Annotated in this window: 20 protein-coding genes; all 20 read right to left on the reverse strand. The window is 35.1% G+C overall.

Going from position 1 to position 21581, the window contains the following annotated elements; translation table 11 throughout:
- Positions 1-10: 10 nt before the first annotated feature.
- The 20 genes from WAK64_RS11795 to WAK64_RS11890 all read right to left on the reverse strand — a co-directional run bounded on the left by WAK64_RS11795 (position 11) and on the right by WAK64_RS11890 (position 21570).
- Positions 11-430, reverse strand: coding sequence for an FAD synthase family protein (locus tag WAK64_RS11795; protein ID WP_336587181.1), 420 nt, complete (start codon positions 428-430; stop codon positions 11-13).
- Complete coding sequence (locus WAK64_RS11800) at positions 417-1604, reverse strand: CDP-glycerol glycerophosphotransferase family protein (RefSeq protein WP_336587182.1); 1188 nt, start codon at positions 1602-1604, stop codon at positions 417-419. The genes WAK64_RS11795 and WAK64_RS11800 overlap by 14 nt, the downstream gene beginning before the upstream one ends.
- On the reverse strand, positions 1597-2658 hold the full coding sequence (locus tag WAK64_RS11805) for a glycosyltransferase family 2 protein (RefSeq protein ID WP_336587183.1): 1062 nt from the start codon (positions 2656-2658) through the stop codon (positions 1597-1599). Before WAK64_RS11805 ends, WAK64_RS11800 begins: the two co-directional genes overlap by 8 nt.
- Positions 2655-3854 carry a glycosyltransferase gene (locus tag WAK64_RS11810; protein ID WP_336587184.1) on the reverse strand — a complete coding sequence of 400 codons (1200 nt, stop codon included), beginning with the start codon at positions 3852-3854 and terminating at the stop codon, positions 2655-2657. Before WAK64_RS11810 ends, WAK64_RS11805 begins: the two co-directional genes overlap by 4 nt.
- Positions 3826-4974, reverse strand: coding sequence for a glycosyltransferase family 1 protein (locus tag WAK64_RS11815; RefSeq protein ID WP_336587185.1), 1149 nt, complete (start codon positions 4972-4974; stop codon positions 3826-3828). Before WAK64_RS11815 ends, WAK64_RS11810 begins: the two co-directional genes overlap by 29 nt.
- 57 nt (positions 4975-5031) lie before the next feature.
- Positions 5032-6153 (reverse strand): aminotransferase class I/II-fold pyridoxal phosphate-dependent enzyme, encoded by a 1122-nt coding sequence (locus WAK64_RS11820; RefSeq protein WP_336587339.1) that lies wholly within the window; start codon positions 6151-6153, stop codon positions 5032-5034.
- A 55-nt stretch (positions 6154-6208) separates the two neighbouring features.
- Entirely contained in the window at positions 6209-6829 is a 621-nt protein-coding gene (locus tag WAK64_RS11825) for an acetyltransferase (protein WP_336587186.1), read from the reverse strand.
- A 1-nt stretch (position 6830) separates the two neighbouring features.
- Positions 6831-7433, reverse strand: coding sequence for a sugar transferase (locus WAK64_RS11830; protein WP_336587187.1), 603 nt, complete (start codon positions 7431-7433; stop codon positions 6831-6833).
- 11 nt (positions 7434-7444) lie between these two features.
- Complete coding sequence (locus WAK64_RS11835) at positions 7445-7597, reverse strand: YwzD family small protein (protein WP_336587188.1); 153 nt, start codon at positions 7595-7597, stop codon at positions 7445-7447.
- Between the two features lie 66 nt (positions 7598-7663).
- Positions 7664-8701 (reverse strand): UDP-glucose 4-epimerase GalE, encoded by a 1038-nt coding sequence (galE, locus tag WAK64_RS11840; RefSeq protein WP_336587189.1) that lies wholly within the window; start codon positions 8699-8701, stop codon positions 7664-7666.
- Positions 8702-8725: 24 nt separating this feature from the next.
- On the reverse strand, positions 8726-9802 hold the full coding sequence (locus WAK64_RS11845; RefSeq protein WP_336587190.1) for an EpsG family protein: 1077 nt from the start codon (positions 9800-9802) through the stop codon (positions 8726-8728).
- Positions 9803-9828: 26 nt separating this feature from the next.
- Positions 9829-10719 carry a glycosyltransferase family 2 protein gene (locus tag WAK64_RS11850; RefSeq protein ID WP_336587191.1) on the reverse strand — a complete coding sequence of 297 codons (891 nt, stop codon included), beginning with the start codon at positions 10717-10719 and terminating at the stop codon, positions 9829-9831.
- Complete coding sequence (locus WAK64_RS11855) at positions 10716-11834, reverse strand: glycosyltransferase family 1 protein (protein ID WP_336587192.1); 1119 nt, start codon at positions 11832-11834, stop codon at positions 10716-10718. The genes WAK64_RS11850 and WAK64_RS11855 overlap by 4 nt, the downstream gene beginning before the upstream one ends.
- Positions 11819-12973 (reverse strand): glycosyltransferase family 4 protein, encoded by a 1155-nt coding sequence (locus WAK64_RS11860; protein ID WP_336587193.1) that lies wholly within the window; start codon positions 12971-12973, stop codon positions 11819-11821. Before WAK64_RS11860 ends, WAK64_RS11855 begins: the two co-directional genes overlap by 16 nt.
- Positions 12974-13045: 72 nt before the next feature.
- A complete protein-coding gene (locus tag WAK64_RS11865; RefSeq protein ID WP_336587194.1) occupies positions 13046-14875 on the reverse strand; it encodes a polysaccharide biosynthesis protein in 1830 nt (609 codons plus the stop codon).
- Between the two features lie 363 nt (positions 14876-15238).
- Entirely contained in the window at positions 15239-15898 is a 660-nt protein-coding gene (locus tag WAK64_RS11870) for a CpsD/CapB family tyrosine-protein kinase (RefSeq protein ID WP_336587195.1), read from the reverse strand.
- On the reverse strand, positions 15879-16589 hold the full coding sequence (locus WAK64_RS11875; RefSeq protein WP_336587196.1) for a YveK family protein: 711 nt from the start codon (positions 16587-16589) through the stop codon (positions 15879-15881). Before WAK64_RS11875 ends, WAK64_RS11870 begins: the two co-directional genes overlap by 20 nt.
- 422 nt (positions 16590-17011) lie before the next feature.
- The gene (locus WAK64_RS11880; RefSeq protein WP_336587197.1) at positions 17012-17449 is read right to left on the reverse strand and encodes a DUF4064 domain-containing protein; all 438 of its coding nucleotides are present in this window, start codon (positions 17447-17449) and stop codon (positions 17012-17014) included.
- Between the two features lie 950 nt (positions 17450-18399).
- Positions 18400-18600, reverse strand: a complete 201-nt coding sequence (locus tag WAK64_RS11885; RefSeq protein ID WP_336587198.1) for a cold-shock protein — start codon at positions 18598-18600, stop codon at positions 18400-18402.
- A 276-nt stretch (positions 18601-18876) separates the two neighbouring features.
- Positions 18877-21570, reverse strand: a complete 2694-nt coding sequence (locus tag WAK64_RS11890; RefSeq protein WP_336587199.1) for a right-handed parallel beta-helix repeat-containing protein — start codon at positions 21568-21570, stop codon at positions 18877-18879.
- Positions 21571-21581: the final 11 nt, after the last annotated feature.

Raw genomic sequence — 21581 nt, forward strand, 5'->3', positions numbered from 1 at the left:
ACCTCTTTGTTTAAACTTTTATCATTTTTTGCTTTAATTTTGTCGACGAGACGCCTGCTGTATACGGAAAGTAAACGATATCAACTCCGACATGATGAAACTTATCCTCTAGTTCATTAAAAAGAGCATTACCCTTCCAATCATCTCCTACAAACATGACATCGAATTGGTAATGCTCCCAAGCTGAAAACTTGTCTCTATTCATTTGTGGTACGACCATATCTACGTATTTAATTCCTTCTAAAATGGTCATCCGGTCTTCATGTGATATGACTGGATATTTATTCTTATATTTCATGACTAACTCATCTGTACTGACTCCCACAATGAGAAGTTCACATTGTTCTTTTGCTTTTTTTAATATGTTTAAATGACCTACATGAAATAAATCAAAAACCCCTGTTGTATATCCTAATTTATACGGCTTCATCCAATCCTCTCCTTTTCTCACCAAAGCAAATCGTATCAATTTTCTCTAATAGTTTTTCAGCTGCTACTCCATTTTCATAGGATTCAATTCCTTTTAAAAAACTTCTTAAGTTCAACAAATAATCCTCTGAGTTAAAATTGTCTATTTGATCAATCAATTCGGTATTACTTTTCCCACTAATAAACGGAAGCTTATCAATCTCAAAATATAAGTTTCTTTCCTTCTTAATATATTCCACCACATCAGGAATAAACAAAAAGCACGGACGATTCGTAATAGCATAATCAAAAATTAAAGAAGAATAATCTGAAATTAACACATCTGCAACAAGTAATAGTTCTTGAATATCATCATATTTTGTAACATCCATTACTTCTTGTCCATTTAGCAGATGTTTCGATTGAGCTAATAAATGTGGGTGTAATTTGACTAAAACTTTCCATTTCCCGCCAAACTTTCTACTTAACGAATCTACTACCTTGCTGTAATCTACATTATAAACATGATCATTATGATCTTTTCTAAACGTTGGTGCATAGAGCACGATTTTGGTATTCTTTTTAATATTGAGCTTTTTTAGTACTTCTTCCCTCTTGTTTTCATCGTTTTGAAATAACACATCATTTCGTGGTATGCCATGTTCAAATATTTCTCCTTGATACCAAAAGGCACGTTTAAAAATTGTCGAACTGTATTTACATCCTGAAAGTAATAAATCACATTTTTGAGAATCTTTTTTAGCCATTTGTAGATAATGAGCTGGTAATGAGCTTTCTGCATCCTTTTCGATTTGCTTTAGGCGGAGAGAACTGTGCCACGTTTGAATATAATACTGATTTTTTCTCTTCACAAAATACTCTGTTGTTCTAAAGTTAGTAATAACCACTTTGGAGGTGCAAAGTTCATAAAAGTATTTAAGGGACATCACCTTTACTTTTCTAAACGATTCTAAATGCTTCCTTGATTCCAAATCATTAAAAGCCCATACTATATCAAACTTACCGTCAGGTTCATTGTTAATAATATAATCTGTTATATATTTTGGATTGCATCCAAATTGGGAACCATAGTAGCTAAAAAGAAAAATTTTATTATTTTGAACGGGTAATAGATTAAATAAATGGACGATAAGAAGAACGACCTTATGTTTTATTTTTGTATAGAAACTAGTCATTTATCACATCCTCCTTTGAGCTTCTTACATCCACGACTTCTAGCCCTTTAGGGATAGGAGAGAACTTCATTAACCTTAATCCTTTTTTCCATCCAAGAAACAAAAGATGTATGAATGGATGCGTTAAAAAAAGAGTTAACTGCTTTTTTAATTCTTCATCTGTCTTAACAGCTTGTTGAAAATGTGTATCATGATCCTCTATATAACGACGTATTTCCCTTCTCTTTTCTCCTCGTTTATCTTTTTTTCGATTAACCAATAGGAGGTTGTAATGAATTAAATGTGATTTGAGTAATTGTTTATATGACTCGTTTAACAATTCAGGGTAATGCATTTCAATAAATTGTAATCGTTCTTTTAACCCTTCTATCATATCTAGATTACGTAAAGAATATGTAGAAACAATGCTATCGCTTCGTTGAAAATAGTGATATAACGGTTTCTGAATCAACACTAACTTATTTACTCGTTTGATCACTTTATGTGCCCAAAAAACATCCTCAAACAATACTCCTTTTTTGAATGAAAGGTCTTTAATCATTTCCGTTTTGTATAACTTTCCCCATGCAAAGTTTTTCACTTTTTCATTTTTCACTAATTCAAGCATCGCTTCCTTATTATTCATAATTAAAGGATCACTAGTTATAGAATAGTTTCTGTTATCGAATAAAAGAGCATCTTCATAAGAATAATAAAAAGCCGATTGGACTAAATCAGCTTTTAGTTCATGACTACATCGTACTAACTCTTCTATCATCTTCTCTTCTAACCAGTCATCACTATCGACAAATATCGTATAACCCCCCGTGACATACTTCATTCCGTAATTGCGAGCATCTGATAATCCGCCGTTCTGTTTATGTAGCGCTTTTATCCGCTCATCTTTTCTTGCATATTCATCCACAATTTCTCCACAATTATCGGGTGAACCGTCATTTACGAGAATAATTTCTAACTGTTTATACGATTGATTTATTAAACTATTTATACACCTATGAATGTACTTTTCTACTTTATATATAGGAACCACAACGCTCACCATTAAATTATTCAATGCAATGGTTCCCTCCTCTCTACCAGCTCATATAACTTTTTGAGTTCTAAAACATTGGTGTAATCTATTCGTTGACAGTTACGAACTAACTCTTCCCTTAGACCACTTGTTTTATAAAGTTCCTCAATTCCATCTGCAAGACCCTTAACCGATAAAGGGCATATCATTCCGTCTTCCCCACTTCGAACTTGACTTTGCGCAGTCGCATAGTTCGTAATTAATACTGGCTTTGAAAGAATCTGAGCTTCTCCAACCGTTACAGCCTTGCCTTCATAACGAGATGGTTGAACATATAAATCCGCTGCCTTCATATATGGGTAAGGATTCACTTTTTTACCAAGCAACACAAAAGAATCAACAAGATCATTTTCAGCTATCAATTCCCTTATTAATTTTTCGTCCCCACCATACCCAACAATGTACCAAGCAATGTCATTATATCCCCTGTCGTGTAAAACCTTTAATGCTTTCACTGCATGGTCAATCCCTTTTGCATGAGATAAACGCGCGACGGTAATGATTTTAAATCGGGGATCAACAATCATTGGATTCTTTACATTTTCCTCAGATAAAATTCTCACAAATTCTGGTGCTGTTATATTTTCAATGACCATAACGTTTTTTGAAAGTGATGGGTATTTTTTGATAAATGCATTTTTACATTCCTCTGAAACTGCAACGATATAATGATACTTGTTCCACACTTCTACATCCATTTCGATATTTGTATCAATCGTCGAAAAATCTGTGTGAATCCAAGCAATTTTAATGTCCGCGCTTACTTTTTCAGCAACAAAATTATGTGGCCAAAGGTAACTGATTGCCATATCATATTGTTGCTTCATCTTAGGTAGTAGAGGCATTGAATATTTCCACATATACTGCATTTGCACATGTCCATTTTCAGCTGACGAAGAAAGACTTGCTTTTACTTTCGCTAACATTCTAGTTATTCCTATTAATACATTTCCCTTCCGAACGATTTGAGAAATCGGCATACGAAAGGTCTTATATGCGAATATTTCTGGAAGTAGATTAGGCTCTGAAGGGAGTAAATTCATAAATTCACCTGTATGACTATAGAGCATAAGGTCGACGTCATATTGCTTATAGTCGAAATTCTTTAGCATGCTAATTAAACTTCGTTCAACCCCTCCTACTTCCATGTCAAACGAAGCGATTAATACTTTCTTCATATGTTCCTCCATTATTAAGATGATACAGAGACATAAGTTTTTCTATTCCTTTGCTCGGTGAATATTGATGTTTTTCAAAATGGTCTGCAATAAACGTAGAATCTTGTTCTTTATTTCCAGCGTTATTTAATATCTCATCTGCCCAAGTGCTAGCTCCTTCATCCAAGTTCACTTGAGTTATTAAACCTAAGCCTATATCCGCTTCAGGTTGAATGGCCTCCGAAACAATGCAAGGGATTCCACATGCTTGAGCTTCTAATAAGACAAGGCCCAATCCTTCATATTTTGATGGAAATACAAAAACCTCCATACAATGTAAGATTGTCGCAATATCTTCTCTAATTCCCATGAAGTGAACACGGTCACCCATTCCTTCTTGTTGTACTTTTTCTAAGATTTTATGCTTTAAGTCACCATCACCAACTAATAGCAATTTAATAGAAGGTTCTTTTTCTACTAAACTTTTCATGATTTCTATAAGAAATTCATGATTTTTCGCTCCAATAAACCTACCAATATGACCAATAACTAGTGAATTCCCAAGTCCCTCTCTCATCTTAAACTCCATTACTTTTTGACGAGGTTGACTTATAAAGTCCGTATAATCAATTACATTCGGAAAGTAAGCATAGTGTTTATTGGATTTATAGTTAGAGCCAAATAAGAACGTTGCCGCTTCTTTGCTACATGCCAATAAATTAGTAGAAAATCGTTTAATCATTACACTCATTGAAAATTGATAGAGCTTTCTGAGAAAAGAATCACTTTTATCAGCTGTAGTGTGGGCGTGAGAGATTCTAATCTTTACTCCAGCTAACCACGCCGCGCATGAAGCCATTCCACAATGAAACAAAGTATGGGAGTGCACAGCTTGATATGGGCCAAAGGTTTTAATTGCATGATACAATTCTTTCACCGATTGAGGGTTTTCTAACTTTATGACTCTCCCACCCATTTTTTTAATTTCACTATCATAGTGAGCATCCTGTTGACTAAAAGAAATAAAATCAAATTGAATGTGTTTTCGGTCAATCTTTCTGTAAAGATTCATTAACATCGTTTCAGTTCCTGCTCTATTCATTGCACCGACCACATGAAGAATTCTTGTGGGTTCAGTCATAATTGTGGCCACCCTCCTTTCACTTAATATTCAACGAGCATGTCATCAATCGTTTCATTAGGCCATTACCGGCAGTGACAAACTTTCTTCTAAACATTGAATCACACGATTTTGTTCTTCGTTTGATAAGTTTGAGCCAGATGGTAAACAAAGCCCGGTCTGAAATAATTCCTCCGCCACATGCTCATTCTCTCCATGTGGGTAATAAGAACAGTTTTTAAATAGTGGCTGCATATGTAGAGGTTTCCATACTGGACGCGCTTCTATGTTTTCTCTTCCAAACACCTCGATTAAATAGGAAGGAGTGATCCCCGCCTTATTTTTAGCAACAGTAAGAGTCGTTAACCAGCGATTCGAGTAGGTTCCTTCCAACTCTTGCATAAAGGAAAGAGTAGCAAAGTGGGACAATGCGTTTTCATATCGTTCAAATACGTCTCTCTTTTCCTTTACCCGGTCTTCGATGACTTCTAGCTGACCCCTTCCAACTCCAGCAAGAAGGTTGCTTAAACGATAATTGTACCCAATTTCACTATGCTGGTAATGAACAGCTGGATCCTTCGCTTGTGTGGCTAAAAACCTTGCTTTTCTCAGCAAAGCCTCATCATCTGATACCAACATTCCTCCTCCTGAAGTAGTAATAATTTTATTTCCATTGAAGGAATATATGCCAAATTGGCCAAAGGTTCCGCTTGCTTTTCCTTTATATAAGGAGCCAAGGGACTCAGCAGAATCCTCAATAACTGGAATCTCATATTGTTTACATATGGATAAGAGCTCATCCATTTTGGCACTCTGACCATACAAATGGACAATGATGACCGCCTTCGGTAACTTTTGCTGTCGTTCCGCTTCTTGCAATGCTCTTCGTAAAGCTTGTGGTGACATATTCCAAGTATCTGGTTCAGAATCAATAAAAACAGGTTCAGCTCCTTGGTAGACAATGGGGTTAGCGCTTGCCACAAACGTAAAGGTTGAACAGAAAACCGTATCACCGTTTGTTACTCCTAATATTGAAAGTGCTAAATGAATAGCAGCTGTTCCGGAAGAAACGGCTACAGCACCTTTCACTCCTACATATGAGCTGAATTCTGCTTCAAAAGCATCTACATTTGGACCTAAAGGAGCTATCCAATTGGTAGAAAATGCTTCATTGATATACTTTTGCTCCCTTCCACTCATATGAGGAGGAGAAAGGTAAATCCTTGATTTTTCCACTAGTAAAATTCCTTTCCTTCTATAATTTTGTGGTTAATCTTGCTGGATTTCCAACAGCTGTACAATATGGAGGAATCGTATCGATAACGGTTGTACCAGCGCCAATGATTGACCATTCTAACACTTTAATACTTGGAATAATCGTAGCATTCGCCCCAACATGTACACCTTCTCCTATTGATACATTCCCTGTTAATGTTGCCTTAGGTGATATATGTACAAAACCCTCTATTCGACAATCATGCTCAACCACGGCGCCCGAGTTAACAATACAATGATTCTTTATCACACTATTTGCATTAATCACCACATTCGGCATTACAACGGTTCCATAACCGATTAAGGCAGTGCTACTAACGAAAGCTGTCGGATCAACGACCGTTAAAAAGAACTCGTCTGATAGTTGTAATCTTCGCACAATTTTCTTTCTAGTTTCATTGTTCCCTACAGCGACCACGACCTTTACATTCCCGTCCAGTAACTGTTTATAATATGAAATAGGAGCTATTATTTTTCCATCAACGATTTGTTCATTTTCATATTTATCATCTAACAGCGCAATAATGGCATGGCCTTGTCTAATCACCATTTCTTGTATGACTTGACTATGGCCCCCATCACCAATAATAATGACCTTCATATTAGACCACTTCTTTCGAGCCTTTAAATTTTTCCGTCGTTGCATGCCCTGCTTGATTAATTCCTTCTCTTTTTATTACCTTTTGAAGGGTCATGGCGAGAATTTTTATATCGAGAAGAAAACTTTGTTTTTTAACATACCATGTGTCTAACTCGAATTTTTGCTCCCACGTAATAGCGTTTCTTCCGTTTACTTGTGCCCATCCTGTGATTCCAGGCTTAACCTCATGTCTTAACCTTTGCTCCTTCGTATATAAAGGAAGATATTCCATTAATAAGGGCCTCGGTCCGACTAAGCTCATTTCTCCTTTTAGAACATTTATTAGTTGAGGAACTTCATCGATACTGTACTTCCTTAAAAACCGTCCCACTGGCGTTAAACGCTCTTCATCAGACAGCTCTAGACCGCTATCTCCTTTTTTAGAAAGCATCGTTCTAAACTTATAGAGTATAAAAGCTTTCCCGTCTTTTCCTGGTCGTTCTTGTAAAAAAAATATTGGTGAGCCCATCTCTCTCTTTAGTACGATTGCAATAGGAATAAAAAATGGAGAGAAAAGAAGTAAACCTAGTAATGCAACGAATACGTCTAATAAGCGCTTCCTCAAAAAAAAACCTCCTATTCATCCACTGAAAAAGTCATTAAAATCATTTTTTCCATTTCATTTAAAAAACCTCGTGTATCAACATTTTCTGCTTGGGTTCCTTTTTCATAAAATTTGATTAACAAATCTTGAAAGTTTTTTTCTGTTAATTTTTCTAAACCATTCATAGTCCCAACCTCACATATATTGAACATAAAAAAACAGCTGCCACTTTGCTTTGGCACCCGTTATTATTAGTTGCTATATATTTTTATTGATTTCTGTGAATAACCATTTGGATATTTCCTTTGCCATCTCCATGAATCTTGGCACATATCCTCTATCCCTTTCCTTGCCCCCCACTTAAGGTCTTCCTTTGCTTTACTTACATCTGCATAGCATAATGCTGCATCTCCAGGACGCCTTTCTCCAATTGAATAAGGAATCTTTATACCACTCACTTTTTCAAAAGCGGATATTACTTGAAGAACACTATATCCATTTCCCGTTCCTAAGTTATACGCCTCTATCCCATTAGTGTCTATTATTTTCTCAAGTGCTTTTATATGCCCTTGAGCTAAATCAACAACATGAATATAATCTCTTACACCCGTTCCATCAACTGTTTTATAATCTGCTCCAAATACTTGAAGACTCTCAAGTTTTCCAACCGCTACTTGAGAAATATAAGGCATAAGATTATTAGGAATTCCAGTTGGATCTTCTCCGATTTCTCCACTTTCATGCGCTCCTACTGGGTTAAAATACCGTAATAGTGCAATGCTCCAGTTATTATCTGACTTTACTAAATCACGCAATACTTCTTCGATCATATGTTTTGTTCTACCATACGGATTCACCGGGTTAAGTGGGCTCTCTTCCAGTATTGGAACTTGGTCTGTTGCCCCGTAGACAGTTGCGGATGAACTGAATACTAAATTTTTCACATCGTATTTTTTCATTACTTCACATAATGTCAACGTACTCATTATGTTTGTTTGATAATAAGTCAAAGGTAATTGAACCGATTCACCTACCGCCTTTAAGCCTGCAAAATGAATGACAGCTTCAATGTTGTGTTGGCTAAATATTTTTTCTAACTCTTGCTTATTTTGTATATCGGTTTTGTAGGAAATGATATTATGGCCTGTTATTTCACATACTCTTTCTAGCGCTTCCGGTTTACTATTCGAAAAATTGTCTACGACAACGATGTCATAGCCAGCTTTTATTAATTCAATGCAAGTATGTGTTCCAATATACCCTGCTCCTCCTGTAACAAGAATAGTCATCTTTTTCCTCCTCTACTTGATGTACTACCAAACTAAATAATCACTATAATATAAAATAGCTAAACTAATCACATTTTCATAATAATAATAGAGAAAATAGCAAGTGATCAGTCCGAAATAAACAAGCGGCTGGTTATTTTTCTTAAATAGTAGAATAATCCAAGAAATAAGAATTAATTGATATAAACTAAAATAGAATGAAAACCTGGCAAAAATCCAGTTTTGCGTTGAAATGAGCATGAATACAAAACCAAGAAGTGCCATATTAACTATAATATTACTATGGGGCATTATTTCTTTCAACCTTTCTCTTCCAAGAAACGCAATCCCTAGTGGGACCATTTCAACTGCTACACGAATAACATTTGCCCCTCCTTCAGCAAAGCTTTTATAATGCCCGTACTGAGTATCTTGGATGGCTGAAAATAAGAGAGAAGAAAATTGATCAAATCCAATTACGATAATAAGTGCAGAGAAAATGAGTATTATTGTAGACTTAGACCAAGCTTTTGTTCTTACTAAAAAATAGATTGGCAGCAATATTAATGCACTTAAATGAAACAAAGAGGCAATTATAATAATGAGGCTGTACTTAAAAAAATTTCCTTCAATTAAATATTTCGTTGCAGTAAATGTAATGGCAGCTGCAAGTAATTGACGGATTCCATTCATTGAAACAAGAAATAGTCCCCCTGTAATATAAACATAGGCACTTAACTCAATCTTATTTGAATACTTATAAAAGACGAGAAAAATAAGTGTATTGGTCAAGAGTGCCGCAGTGAATACCATGATTTGCGGATCCTCAGATACATAATTTTTTAAGAGCATTTGTAAGACAGCAAAACCAATATCTTTTTGCTCTAAAACAAAATCTACTGTGAAATCATTAATCATATATGCATGTTTATAAAAGTAAGTATCTCCAATACCACTCCTTAGACCTGAGACAATAATAAGAGGCAATAAGGCAAATAAAAAGAAGAGCTTATTCGGTCTATTTGAAACAGTAGCATTTATAGTTGTTTGAGTTGTTGCTGCTACTCTGGCAAACATAGAAAAAATATACACAAAAAAAAGATTAAACCATAATATTGTCATAAAATCACTCCAAAATAGGGGGCATACTACCTAGTAGCCGTTCTGGTTTTCGTTGAAATATACAAATATAAGAGAAATCCTATTGGTAGTGCCATGATGGTTAATGCCTTATTTGGAGTTTCATTAAGAAAAGACCAATTTCTACTTAATAGACTACTAGAGACATAGTGGATGGCTTGCCTAAATTTATACGACATACTAGCAAAAGGGAGTTTCATCAATTCTTTACGATAGAAGGAAAATCCTTTAGGGTTCTTTTTATATTGTTGCAACATGTTTAAAGAGGAGCCATCTGGTAAATATTCTACGCAACAAAGGACTTCATTCATTAACAACAGTTCATATTCTTTATCTAACATATAGTATTTATAGGCAAGACCAACATATTTTTCATTCATAAAAATAGGGTAAGGATATTTTTTGGTTAACTCCGTTCGGTATACAAGCTTCTTATCGCCTTTTACTCCATGTTCATTGTATAAGTCAAATAATGTAGACGCCTCTCTGTTTTTTGGTAATTTTGTTCCAATAATGTCACCATTAACATTTGCATCTAACCCTATCATTCCACTCAATTTAGAACTTCCATACTCTTTCCAAAACGAGAGAATTTTTTCAACCGCATCACTCGGCATGTAGTCATCTGAATCAATACAAACATTTAACTCAGTCGTAATAAGTTCGTATGCTGTATTATGTGCACCATGCATTCCTACATTTTCTTGCCAATGGTACACAATTTGTATTTCCTGTTCATTCACCCATTTTGTCACTAAATCCTTCGTGTTATCGGTCGAACCATCATCAATGATAAGCCAGATGAAATTTTTGTTCGTTTGTTGTTTTAGGCTTTCATAGCATTTATGTAGACAATAGGCCCGGTTATATGTTGGTGTAAAAACGGTAAGCTGTTTCATATTACTTCTCCTCCTAAGGAAAGATATGATTTCTCAGTGGAGGCAGCTGTTTTTTGGATATCGTATCCATTATGAATTAACGCTGCTAGTGCCGATACTCTTGGTATTTGATTTTGGGATGCATGAATCAGTTTTTGTACCCATGCTTTTTCATCTTCAATTGATATGTAATGAATGAGCTGCATCCCCATGTCTACTTCGCTTGTAATTGTGTCAGAAATATAACAAGGTAACCCTGCACCTTGTGCTTCAATTAACGTAAGAGGCAGACCTTCGTATAACGAGGGAAAAACAAAAAGATCAAATGCTTGTAATAAAGACGGAATATCATCTCTTACACCTAGAAGCATCACTTTATTCTCTAACCCTAACTCTCTTACTTTTTCGTTAATCACCTTCTTTAAAGGTCCATCTCCTGCTAGTACTAATATAGAGTCAGGTTGAGACAAAGTGAATTCCTTAAATATATTAAGTAAAAACAAATGATTTTTCGGTTGGCTAAACCTGCCGACATGTCCTAACACAAAAGTAGATTCGCCAATTTTCAAATTCGTTCTTATTTGAGTCCTTATATTTGAGGAAAACGAAAATTTATTACATTCAATTCCATTTTTTATAACACTCACATCTCTACCCTTACTACCAAACAACCAAGAGCCAGCCGCCCTAGAACAAGCAAATAGATTCGTAGCATTCGAATGAATTTGTTTCCCTATTATCCATTTATACAGCCTTGGTGCTATCCGCCCTTCACTTTGAGTACTATGACTATGGGCAATTCTCACAGGAATATGATTTTTTTTGGCTGATTTTAATACTAAACCACTCATTTTATCCATGTGAGAGTGAATAACTCGATAAGAAGTGTGCTGTTTAAAAAAGGTATCTAAAGCTTTCACATACCCGAAGTGACCTACATCAGTCACATATGGTACCCGATATACCTTTCCCCCCATTTTAATGATTTCTTGATCAAACACTCCCTCTTTACAAGTTAAGAAATCAAATTGAACCTTTGTTCTATCTATATTCCGATACAGGTTCATTATTAACGTTTCCGCACCACCGCGATTCATATTTACTACTACATGAAGAATTCTTAATGGACTCCCCATTGCTTCACCTCCGTTCCATCCATATAATGCTTGTAAATCGTACTTTTTTGATGAAGAATTTTGTCTATACTATATTTACTTGTTATCATTTTTCTGCCGTTCATTCCAAATTGTTCTCTTATTTCCTTTTTTAAATAGAGCAGCTTAATTTTATTTGACCATTCTGTTATATTGGCCGGATCGAGTACCCATCCATTTCGGTTATTTAACACTAATTCTCGGTGCCCACGATTATCACTCGCTACCACCGGCAATCCACTTGCCATTGCTTCAAGAACATTAACAGGTAACCCTTCTCTAAGACTCGATGCTACTGCAACATCACACATTGGCATAATCGATGGAAGATTTTCTTGATAACCTAGAAATTCTACTAAGTGACCCACGCCTAATGACTCAGCTAATTCCTCACATTGTTTTTGTAATGTTCCTTTACCGGCTAGTAGTAATTTAATATTAGGAATCTCTTCCTTGAGAAGCGCTAATGCATGGATAAGCACTTGTTGGTTTTTGTTACGATTAAATTCCGCTGCATAAAATAACAAAAAGTCATCTGGTTTATAACCAAATGACTTTTTCATTTTATTTTTTTCCACTTCTGATACTGGCTTGAATTTGTGCTGATTAACTCCTACCCCGTGAACATGCTCAATTTTCTTTGCCTTTAATTTTTGCTGAGCTAATGCAAAATCTTCCTCATTAATCGTAATTAAACAATCGGTATAGTAAGCTAACATCTTCTCTAATGGATAGTAAGCCAACCAGTTAATAATCGGTGCTCCCTTACAAAAGTGAAAACCATGAGCGGTGTAAAGAACTTTCGTGCCATTTTTTCGAGCTGTTCTTGCTGCTAAACGTGCAAGCACCCCTCCGACTGGGGTATGACAATGTATGATTTTATAGTTCTGTTCATTCATAATTTTTTTTAACTCATAATACGCTTGAATGTTTTTCACCCGAAAAGGCGATCGCTGAATCGAGAGGTTGTACTTCTTATCAACATAGGGGAGCTCCATGTCACCAGATGCTGCTAGATGAACTTCCCACCCTTGCTCTTTAAACCACTTCATATAAGGTAAATGAAATGCTTTAAAATGGAAATCAACCGTCGCACAGAATAAAACCGAATTTCTCATCATTATCACCTTTTATTATTATTCTACATTTAAAACGAAATGAATAACTGAGTAGTACTTTGTAAGAAAACCTCATTAACTTGAAATAGACATGGATGGTTTAACGACTCTTACGTCCTTCGCATTTGCTAATTCCACTAGTTTCTTGCGTAATGTATCTCGCTCTAATTCTAAAAATGTATTGATAATTTCATTAATTTCATCTAAATAGAGATTGGCTGTTTTACCTATATAGATATTTTGATAAATTTGTTCCTCATGCTTTTCTTCATCTACTAGAAGTTCTTCATATAATTTTTCTCCTGGTCTTACACCAGTGTACTCTATCCCTATTTCTTCTATTGAATTACCCGATAACTTAATTACATTTTTAGCTAGGTCAACAATCTTTACCGGATCACCCATGTCTAAAACAAAGATTTCTCCTCCTTTAGCAAGAGCTCCAGCTTGAATAACAAGTCTTGACGCTTCTGGAATGGTCATAAAGAAACGAACCATATCAGGATGAGTAACAGTAACAGGGCCACCTTTCTCAATTTGCTTTTTGAACAAAGGAATTACACTCCCTCTGCTTCCAAGTACATTTCCAAACCGTACCGCAACGAACTTTGTTTGGCTGCTCTGATCCATACTTTGAATGACCATTTCTGATAATCTTTTTGTTGCCCCCATAACACTTGTAGGGTTCACTGCTTTGTCTGACGAAATCATGACGAATGTTTTAACCCCACTCCAACTTGAAGCTTTTGCAATATTTGTTGTACCTATAAGATTATTCTTTACCGCTTCTTCTGGGTTTCGTTCCATTAACGGGACATGTTTATGAGCAGCTGCATGATATACAACATCCGGTGTAAATTCGTTCATGACTATAAGCATACGCTTTTCATCCTGAAGGTCTGCAATGACTGGAATCAGTTCAATCTCTTGATCACCGAATGCTTCCTTTAATTCCATTTCAATAGAGTATATGCTATTTTCTCCGTGCCCAAGTAAAATTAATTTCTTAGGGTGAAATTTAGCAATTTGTCGAGAGATTTCTGAACCAATTGACCCGCCTGCACCAGAAACAAGAACCGTTTTATCCGTTATATATTCTGAAATTCTCGTAATATCGATTTCGACAGGATCCCTCCCTAACAAATCCTCTACTTGTACATCTCGGAACTGATTAACAGAAACTTTCCCTGTCACAAGATGTTCTAGCATCGGAAGTGTTTGCGTTTTAACGGTCGTTTTCGCACATTCTTGAAAAATTACTGTTAATTCTTTCTTACTTAAGGATGGAATGGCAATAATAATGTGCTCAATATTTAAATTTGTGACAACATTTTCTATTGATTCGACCCCACCAACAACAGGTATCCCTAGTATATCTAATTTTTGTTTTTTAACACTGTCATCAATGAAAGCAACTGGATGTAAGTCTCCTTCATTATTTAAAAGCTGCCTTGCCACCATAGTTCCTGCTGAACCAGCACCAATTATTAAGGTTTTTTTTCGATTGTCGTCATTTGACATAAACGTGTCCCTATACATTCTCCAAACAAATCTTGATCCCCCTATTAACAATAAATGAAGCATCCATGTTACAGCATAAAGTCTTACATGAATGGTTTGAAATAAGATTTGTTGGATGACAACTACCGATAAGATAGAATAAGTAACAATTTTTAAGATGACTAACAATTCCCCGATACTAGCATATTGCCAAGCCTTTCTATAAAGTTTAAATAATAGTGAATATAGATGGTGACTGGCAATTAACGTAAGGGACGTAATGAAAATGGGAAGCGTAAGTACTTGGTATGTAGAACTCACTAACATTTTACTAAGAAATATAGCCGTTAAGACAATGCTCGAATCAATTACTATAAATAGGGATACTCTTTGCCGGAAGGTCATGATACGCCGCCTCTCTTTATACCATTCTTTTTTCTAATAATGAATTTAATTTTTTAAAAAAGGACCATCATTTAATTGAATACTGTTTAAAATCAACCTTTAACTCATCATCTCCTTAAGCATATTCAACGTTCTTATGTACCAGGATTTCATGTGAAGAAAATCTGACACATAAAAACATGAATAAAAGGGCATCTAACCCCTCCTCACTCCACACTATCGACGACTAGCGTCTAAGGTTATTTAAACCCACAGCATGATCGAGTACCCCCTTTTGTATAGGCAAGGAGACATCACCTAGCACTAATGGTTCATTCAACAGAAATAAAAGTTCTTTAAAGTGAACGTAGTATTTAAAATTTTTTATTGATGATTTAAAATTGTCCCTACAACATTTGCATGAGCAAAGCTTAGGATTTTTTTCGCATCTATTGCTTTCTCGAGCTTTGTTTTACCGGGAGAAAGAATAAGGATCACGCCATCGCATTGATTAGCTAATAGTTTTGTGTCCGTATTATTTAAAATAGAAGGAGCATTAATAATAATTTTATCGTAAGGTGTAAGCTTTGTTTCCATAATTGTTTTCCAAGACTTTAACCCAAATAGCTCTGTTGAAATAAAGGGAATCTGTCCACTTGTCATTACTTCAAGACGCGCTATTTCCGTTTGATGGATTGCTTGTTCTAAATCACATTTTCCTAACAAAACATCAGTAAGCCCTAATTCATTCGATAGATAAAATAATGAGTGAAGTGATGGTTGCTTTATATTAGCATCAATTAATAATACTTTTTTTTTATCCTGAACAATGGATATTGCTAGATTGACAGCAGTTGTTGTCAATTTTTCTTCTGAATTATCTGGCGATGTAATTAACAGCGTTTTACATCCTTCCCCCTTAGGGGAAAATTGGATATTTGTTCGTATTGCTTTAAATTGTTCAGATATGAGCGATTCTGGGTGATGATCTGTAATTAAATTACCTGTATTAATTTCTATTTTCTTACGATTCTTTAGAGCCAATGGTCTCCCCCCTATAGTTCATATTAAATCCTTTTCTTTTTCTTCTAGATAATTTGCTCCTTGGAATTTTTGATACTGTTCCTAAAACGGGATACCCTAGCCATTCCTCTACTTCCATCTCTGTTTTTATTGAACTGTCGAGCGAATTTAATAATAAGACCAAACCAATACTTACAATTAAACCGAAAATAAATCCTAAGATAATCATTCGATTTGGATTTGAACTAATTGGAAGGGTAAATTCAGCCTGTGCCAATAGTTGAATGTTTTCAAAATTTAAGATACTACTAATTTTTTCTTTTGTAATTTGTGCAGTTGTGTTGACGATATTAATGGCTAACTCTGGATTGGCATCTATTGCAGCGATTTCAACAACTTGTGAACCATCTATGACATTTACATTTAATTGATTAGATAATGTCCCAGCAGAACGATTTAATTGCAAATCCTCACTTACTTTTTCCAATACTTCACGCGATTTAATCATAACCATTATGGTCTTCATGTTTTCCGGATCAGTCTTAACAATGATACGGGTCGAAGCTTTGTAAAGAGTGGTATTATTTAATGTACTATAAAAATAACCTATCGAAGTGAAAACCATTGTAATGACCACTATAATCCAAAGACGCCTTTTTAACATATCCAGTATTTCTTTTATATCTATTTCTCTCTCTCCATTTTTCCCCATTCTATATCTCTTCCCCTCCCTGTATCTCGATTGTGAGTTTGAAAAATGAGCTGATCATAAATCTTTATGTCTTTTTAGAAATCATATAAAAGGATATATCACTTAATCTATTCTCATTCTATAGAGAGAATGCCAAATGATTTCCCTCTATCATTTTTCTCGTCTCAATCATATTAAACCTTCATATTTGCTATAGGTATAGAGATGGAGCATTTCCCATTAAAAGGTATTGCTGTTCTTTATAATGAATTATTTTGTTCTATATTACTCTATTCTTAGTTTAGTATGCAACACATATTTTAAATTTCACAATTTTTTAAAAAACATTTTTTGACATATTTTTGTCGAAAAATTGTATTTTTTAGAATTAGACAACCCAAAAATAAAAAACCACATACCGTTATGGTATGTGATTTTCTTTTTTATATGACTTCTTCAGTCTTTCTAGACTTACGGACTAAACTCACAATTCCTGCAATTAAGAAAAATAGAGCTGGTATCCAACCAAAGAAGAAGAACGCCATCACTCCAACTAATACTGCCGCAATAATCAAGAGAATTCCGGCTAGCTTTGGATTTTTATTTCCCTTCAAGCTGAAAATCGCTACTGCACCTAATACTATTCCAATGACCCCTCCTGCGACAGCAAACCAACCTACATTAGTTGCTAAATCAATAAAATCCATAACTACAACTATGTCGGATGCTGCAAAATCAGGGTTTGCTGCTAATTCTGCTTCCATTTCTCTGCGCACCTTATCATTACTGAACAAAGCAGTAAAGCCTCCAACAAATAATGATAGCAACGCACTAATTATAACACCAATAACACTTAAAATAATTTCAGCTGTACGTTTCAAAAAAATTCCTCCTTCATTTTTTCCCTTCTTTACCTTATAAGAACTAGCATCATGAAGGTTTCAATTACAGTTATACTATAACATTGTCTAACATTTTTTGTTAGATACGATTTTTAAGATTTATCATTTAACATAAACAGATCATAAGAGTCTTGTTTTTTCTTTTATCATCATCTCATAGTGAATTGAAGACTAGATGCTTGTCAGTCCAACTCCCCCTCTTTCCCATTAAATAGTCATCCTTTGTGTTATTCCACATAAAACACGAAAACATCAAACCTTGATCTATTTCGACAATAAATTCTATCCCCTATCAGGAATGAAAATCATGATTAAATACAATGATGAACATTAAATGAATTTTTTTAAAAACGTGATTAAAGAACACTATGTGCTAAAGAAGTAACTGAAAGGTAAATTCAAAAAAAGAGTTCACATATATGGGAATCAAATTTTATGAGAGTATGAATACAACAAAAATAAATTTGTATAATAAAGGTAGTTACTCATTCTTTGATTAATTTAGTAGATGATTAAAAAATAGACGTATTATCAACTAATGTGATTCATAGGCTAACAGCTAAGCTTAAGATCATTTTTCTCTCTCCAAGTGGACATTAAGTGAGGAGGATATATCATAAAGATGGCAGGGAAATGCCTCAAGAGTTTCAAGAGAGAGCCAACCACCATCCATTGAACCCAGTCCTTATATTAGTAAAACGAAAATACCCGTATATTTTTCTTCAGATGGCTACTTCCAGAAGACATAACAAAACTCAAAGCCCATTCTTGTCATCACTAGCTAACATGACAAACATTTTCAACTTCTTTATCAAAGTAGAAAGCAATTCTACATGAAAAACCGTGCAGCATTTGCTGCACGGTTTTTCTTAATGGTCGCCAATTAAAAAAACAGACTCTAGAAGAGTCTGTTTTTCTAATATGGTTTATTACTTCTTAGTTACGTTAGCAGCTTGTGGTCCACGAGCTCCTTGCTCAACGTCGAAAGATACTTCTTGACCTTCTTCAAGAGTCTTGAAACCTTCGCCTTGGATAGCTGAGAAATGTACGAATACGTCTTCTCCACCTTCAACTTCGATGAAGCCGAATCCTTTTTCTGCATTAAACCATTTTACTTTACCGTTTTCCATGTTTGTTGCCTCCTAGTGTGTTCTACACACAATGTATTACTATTCTTGCTCTAAATGATATCCAGGCGAAAAGTATCATTTTCTTCCCATATATACCGAACAAAAATAATTCTTTCTAAGAATAACAGAAATAAACCTAAATAGCAAGCCTACTGACAATACCTTTATTTTCTAGACAATATTCGTCAATATTCAACATATTTCTATCTCATTCCCTTTGCTTTGCTTTAATGCCCATCACTCTTCCTAACAAATTGTTGGGATGAACGTTTCCCTCTATAAAGAAATCGGTCCATATGATTTAAATACCGCTAGGTTACCTAAATAGCTCCAAGTTACCGTTCCGTCTATTGCTGTTCCTTGATCAGCATCATGATTTGGCCCGGTAGTGCCTGATGTTCCTTCCACCGTACATAAATAAACAGTATTATTCGAATTTACTATATCCCCAACCTCATAGTTCATCTCAGCTATCCATGATACCTGATTAGCATAGCCTTGATTCAAAGCAACCCACCCAATATAGCCTCCTGGAGCCGGATTGGCATTATAATAAATATCTCCTTTGTTGAAATAACCCTCGTTCGGCTCAGTCAACCCTTTCTTATCTGGATCAAAAAAACTAAATTTTTGTACATTCGAAAAATCATCACGAAAAACAATATTATCCAGCTTATTATCGGCAATAACAGCAGAAGCCACTCTATTAATATGATCAAAATAGTTACTATATAAAACTTGATCTCCTACATATTGAAACGAATTATTTAGAAGGTGAACAGAAGACTGATCAATATAAAGGTAGTTATACTCAATTATTTGAGCTAGTTCAGATTGTTCAATGATAAAATGACAATCTTTTATTGTTAAGGTAAATACATTTTGAACGTTGTTATACGTTGTTACAAGGATGTTTATGAGGGCGTCGTGTTCATAAGACTCTGAAATTGAAAACTGCATTCCTTTTATTAAACACTTGAACGAATCCTTCATAGGCGAGGACCTAATATTAAAATAAGAATCCATTGACTTCCCATCTTCTACCTCTAACATGAAATCTATACTGGACACAGAAGTATACAATTCTGATTTTACAAATAAACAGTCCTTAAACTTTACTTTTCCTACAGATAAATTTAAAAATAATTTTACGTTATAAAAATCATTATTTGAGAAAATCGCCTCACCATCATAAAGTTTAAAAATATTTGCCGCTGGCTTAATCGCTTCAAAACCTTTTTCTGCTAAGAAACAATTTTTATTAATCTTGTTACCGCTTATTGAAAGAGCTGTATCCTTAAAGAAAATCCAATTATTCTCAAAAACTGCATCTCCTGTATCAATGGAGCCTCTAATATGGTTATTGACACATATAACAGAATAATCAACATTCGAAAAATTAACCTCTCGCAAGAAATTCCCCTCAATAATTACTTTTCCTGGAAGTCCAGATCCATTCAAATGAATACCACCACTTTGTATATAATTCCCCTTTATACTGGCATATTCTATGCTGTAGAGAACAAGGGCACTTGCTGTAATATTATTAATGACATTTCCTTCAACCATAATGGACCAAGAACGTAATAATAAGGCATGGAAGCCTCCAGAAAGGTGATTATACCGAATAATACTATTCTCCCCGAATGAATCTTCTTGGTTAATTAAATATCTCGTTGTATCATTAAATGCTGGTATTCCGTCTAAAAATGTATTCGTAAATTTTCCACTATCTCGAATGATATTATGTTGAATGATATTATAACTACCACCTAGTTGAAGCCCTCCACGATGACCGTTGTAAAATTCATTGTATTCTACGACATTGTGATGACAATCTGATCCCCAGTTAATAAAAATTTGAAAGTCTTTATTTTCATCGGTTTCCTCGTAAAACATCATTCTAAACTTTTCTGCCTCTATTGGAATAGAAATCGGCGTTTGAACTTTCATTCCCTTTAATACTCCTATAAAGACATCTCCCTCTCCATAAAAAAACACATCAACGTACTTATCGTTTAACGTGGTATTCCTACTATACCCCTGACCTCCTAAAGAGAAGGTCTTATAATGTTTTTCACGATCGATGATAAACTCAGGTGAGTATACAGTATTTGAATTGGCATCTTGAGCAGGCTCGAGTGCACCAGTCTGTTCATTAATACTCCCTGATGTAGCCCCTACTGTCATGCCTCCCCTGTCCCTTCCTCCTGAAACAAACGTTAAACAATCTCCAGCAAATCCATGAACTTCACAACTGGATACGCTGCAAAATGACGAACCGTTTTTGATTTGTACACCGTTCGTATGTTCCACTGCGACTTCGCCAGAGGAAACAAAGCTCCGCTCATACATATCCCCTATCACTTCTCCGTTCGTAAGATGAGCGTTCTTTACTCCAGAAAAAACAAATAGGCTACCACCAAATAAATAGACTGGGTCCGATGAACTATCGAAGGGGGAACGATTTTCAGAGTCATACATTACTTTCAACCTAGCCCCGCCAAGATTTAGTGTTAAATGACTTTGTAACTCTATCGGCTCAGGATAACATACGGAATAATCTCCTGTTGGGAGCGTAGCCGAAGAGTATCCTGCTTCTTTTGCATATTTAAGTGCCTCGTTAATCGCCTCAACATTGTTAAATGCTTGAAGATAATCATCTTCTGAATATGGTTTAGTCGGAAAGCCTTGGCTAATGCCCCAGGTTTCCAATTCAATATTCATATTTCCACCTAAAGGCTTTGACTTCCATTCTCCCCTTATATAAGTTAAGACGTCCCCTTCTACCGGAGAACTTGCATTTACATCAGATAAATAATTCAATCCAGAGTTATTTTTAATTAAATGTTCTAATTCTCTCGTTTTCTGCTCAACTGTCGTATCCTTACTTAAATAAACCGCTGAAGCTCGAGTTATAGGATAGATAATATCATCTAGTTCTTTCAATTTTCTAATTTCGCCTTCCATGCACACACCTC

Source organism: Bacillus spongiae, from assembly GCF_037120725.1.
GTDB lineage: Bacteria > Bacillota > Bacilli > Bacillales > Bacillaceae_K > Bacillus_CI > Bacillus_CI spongiae.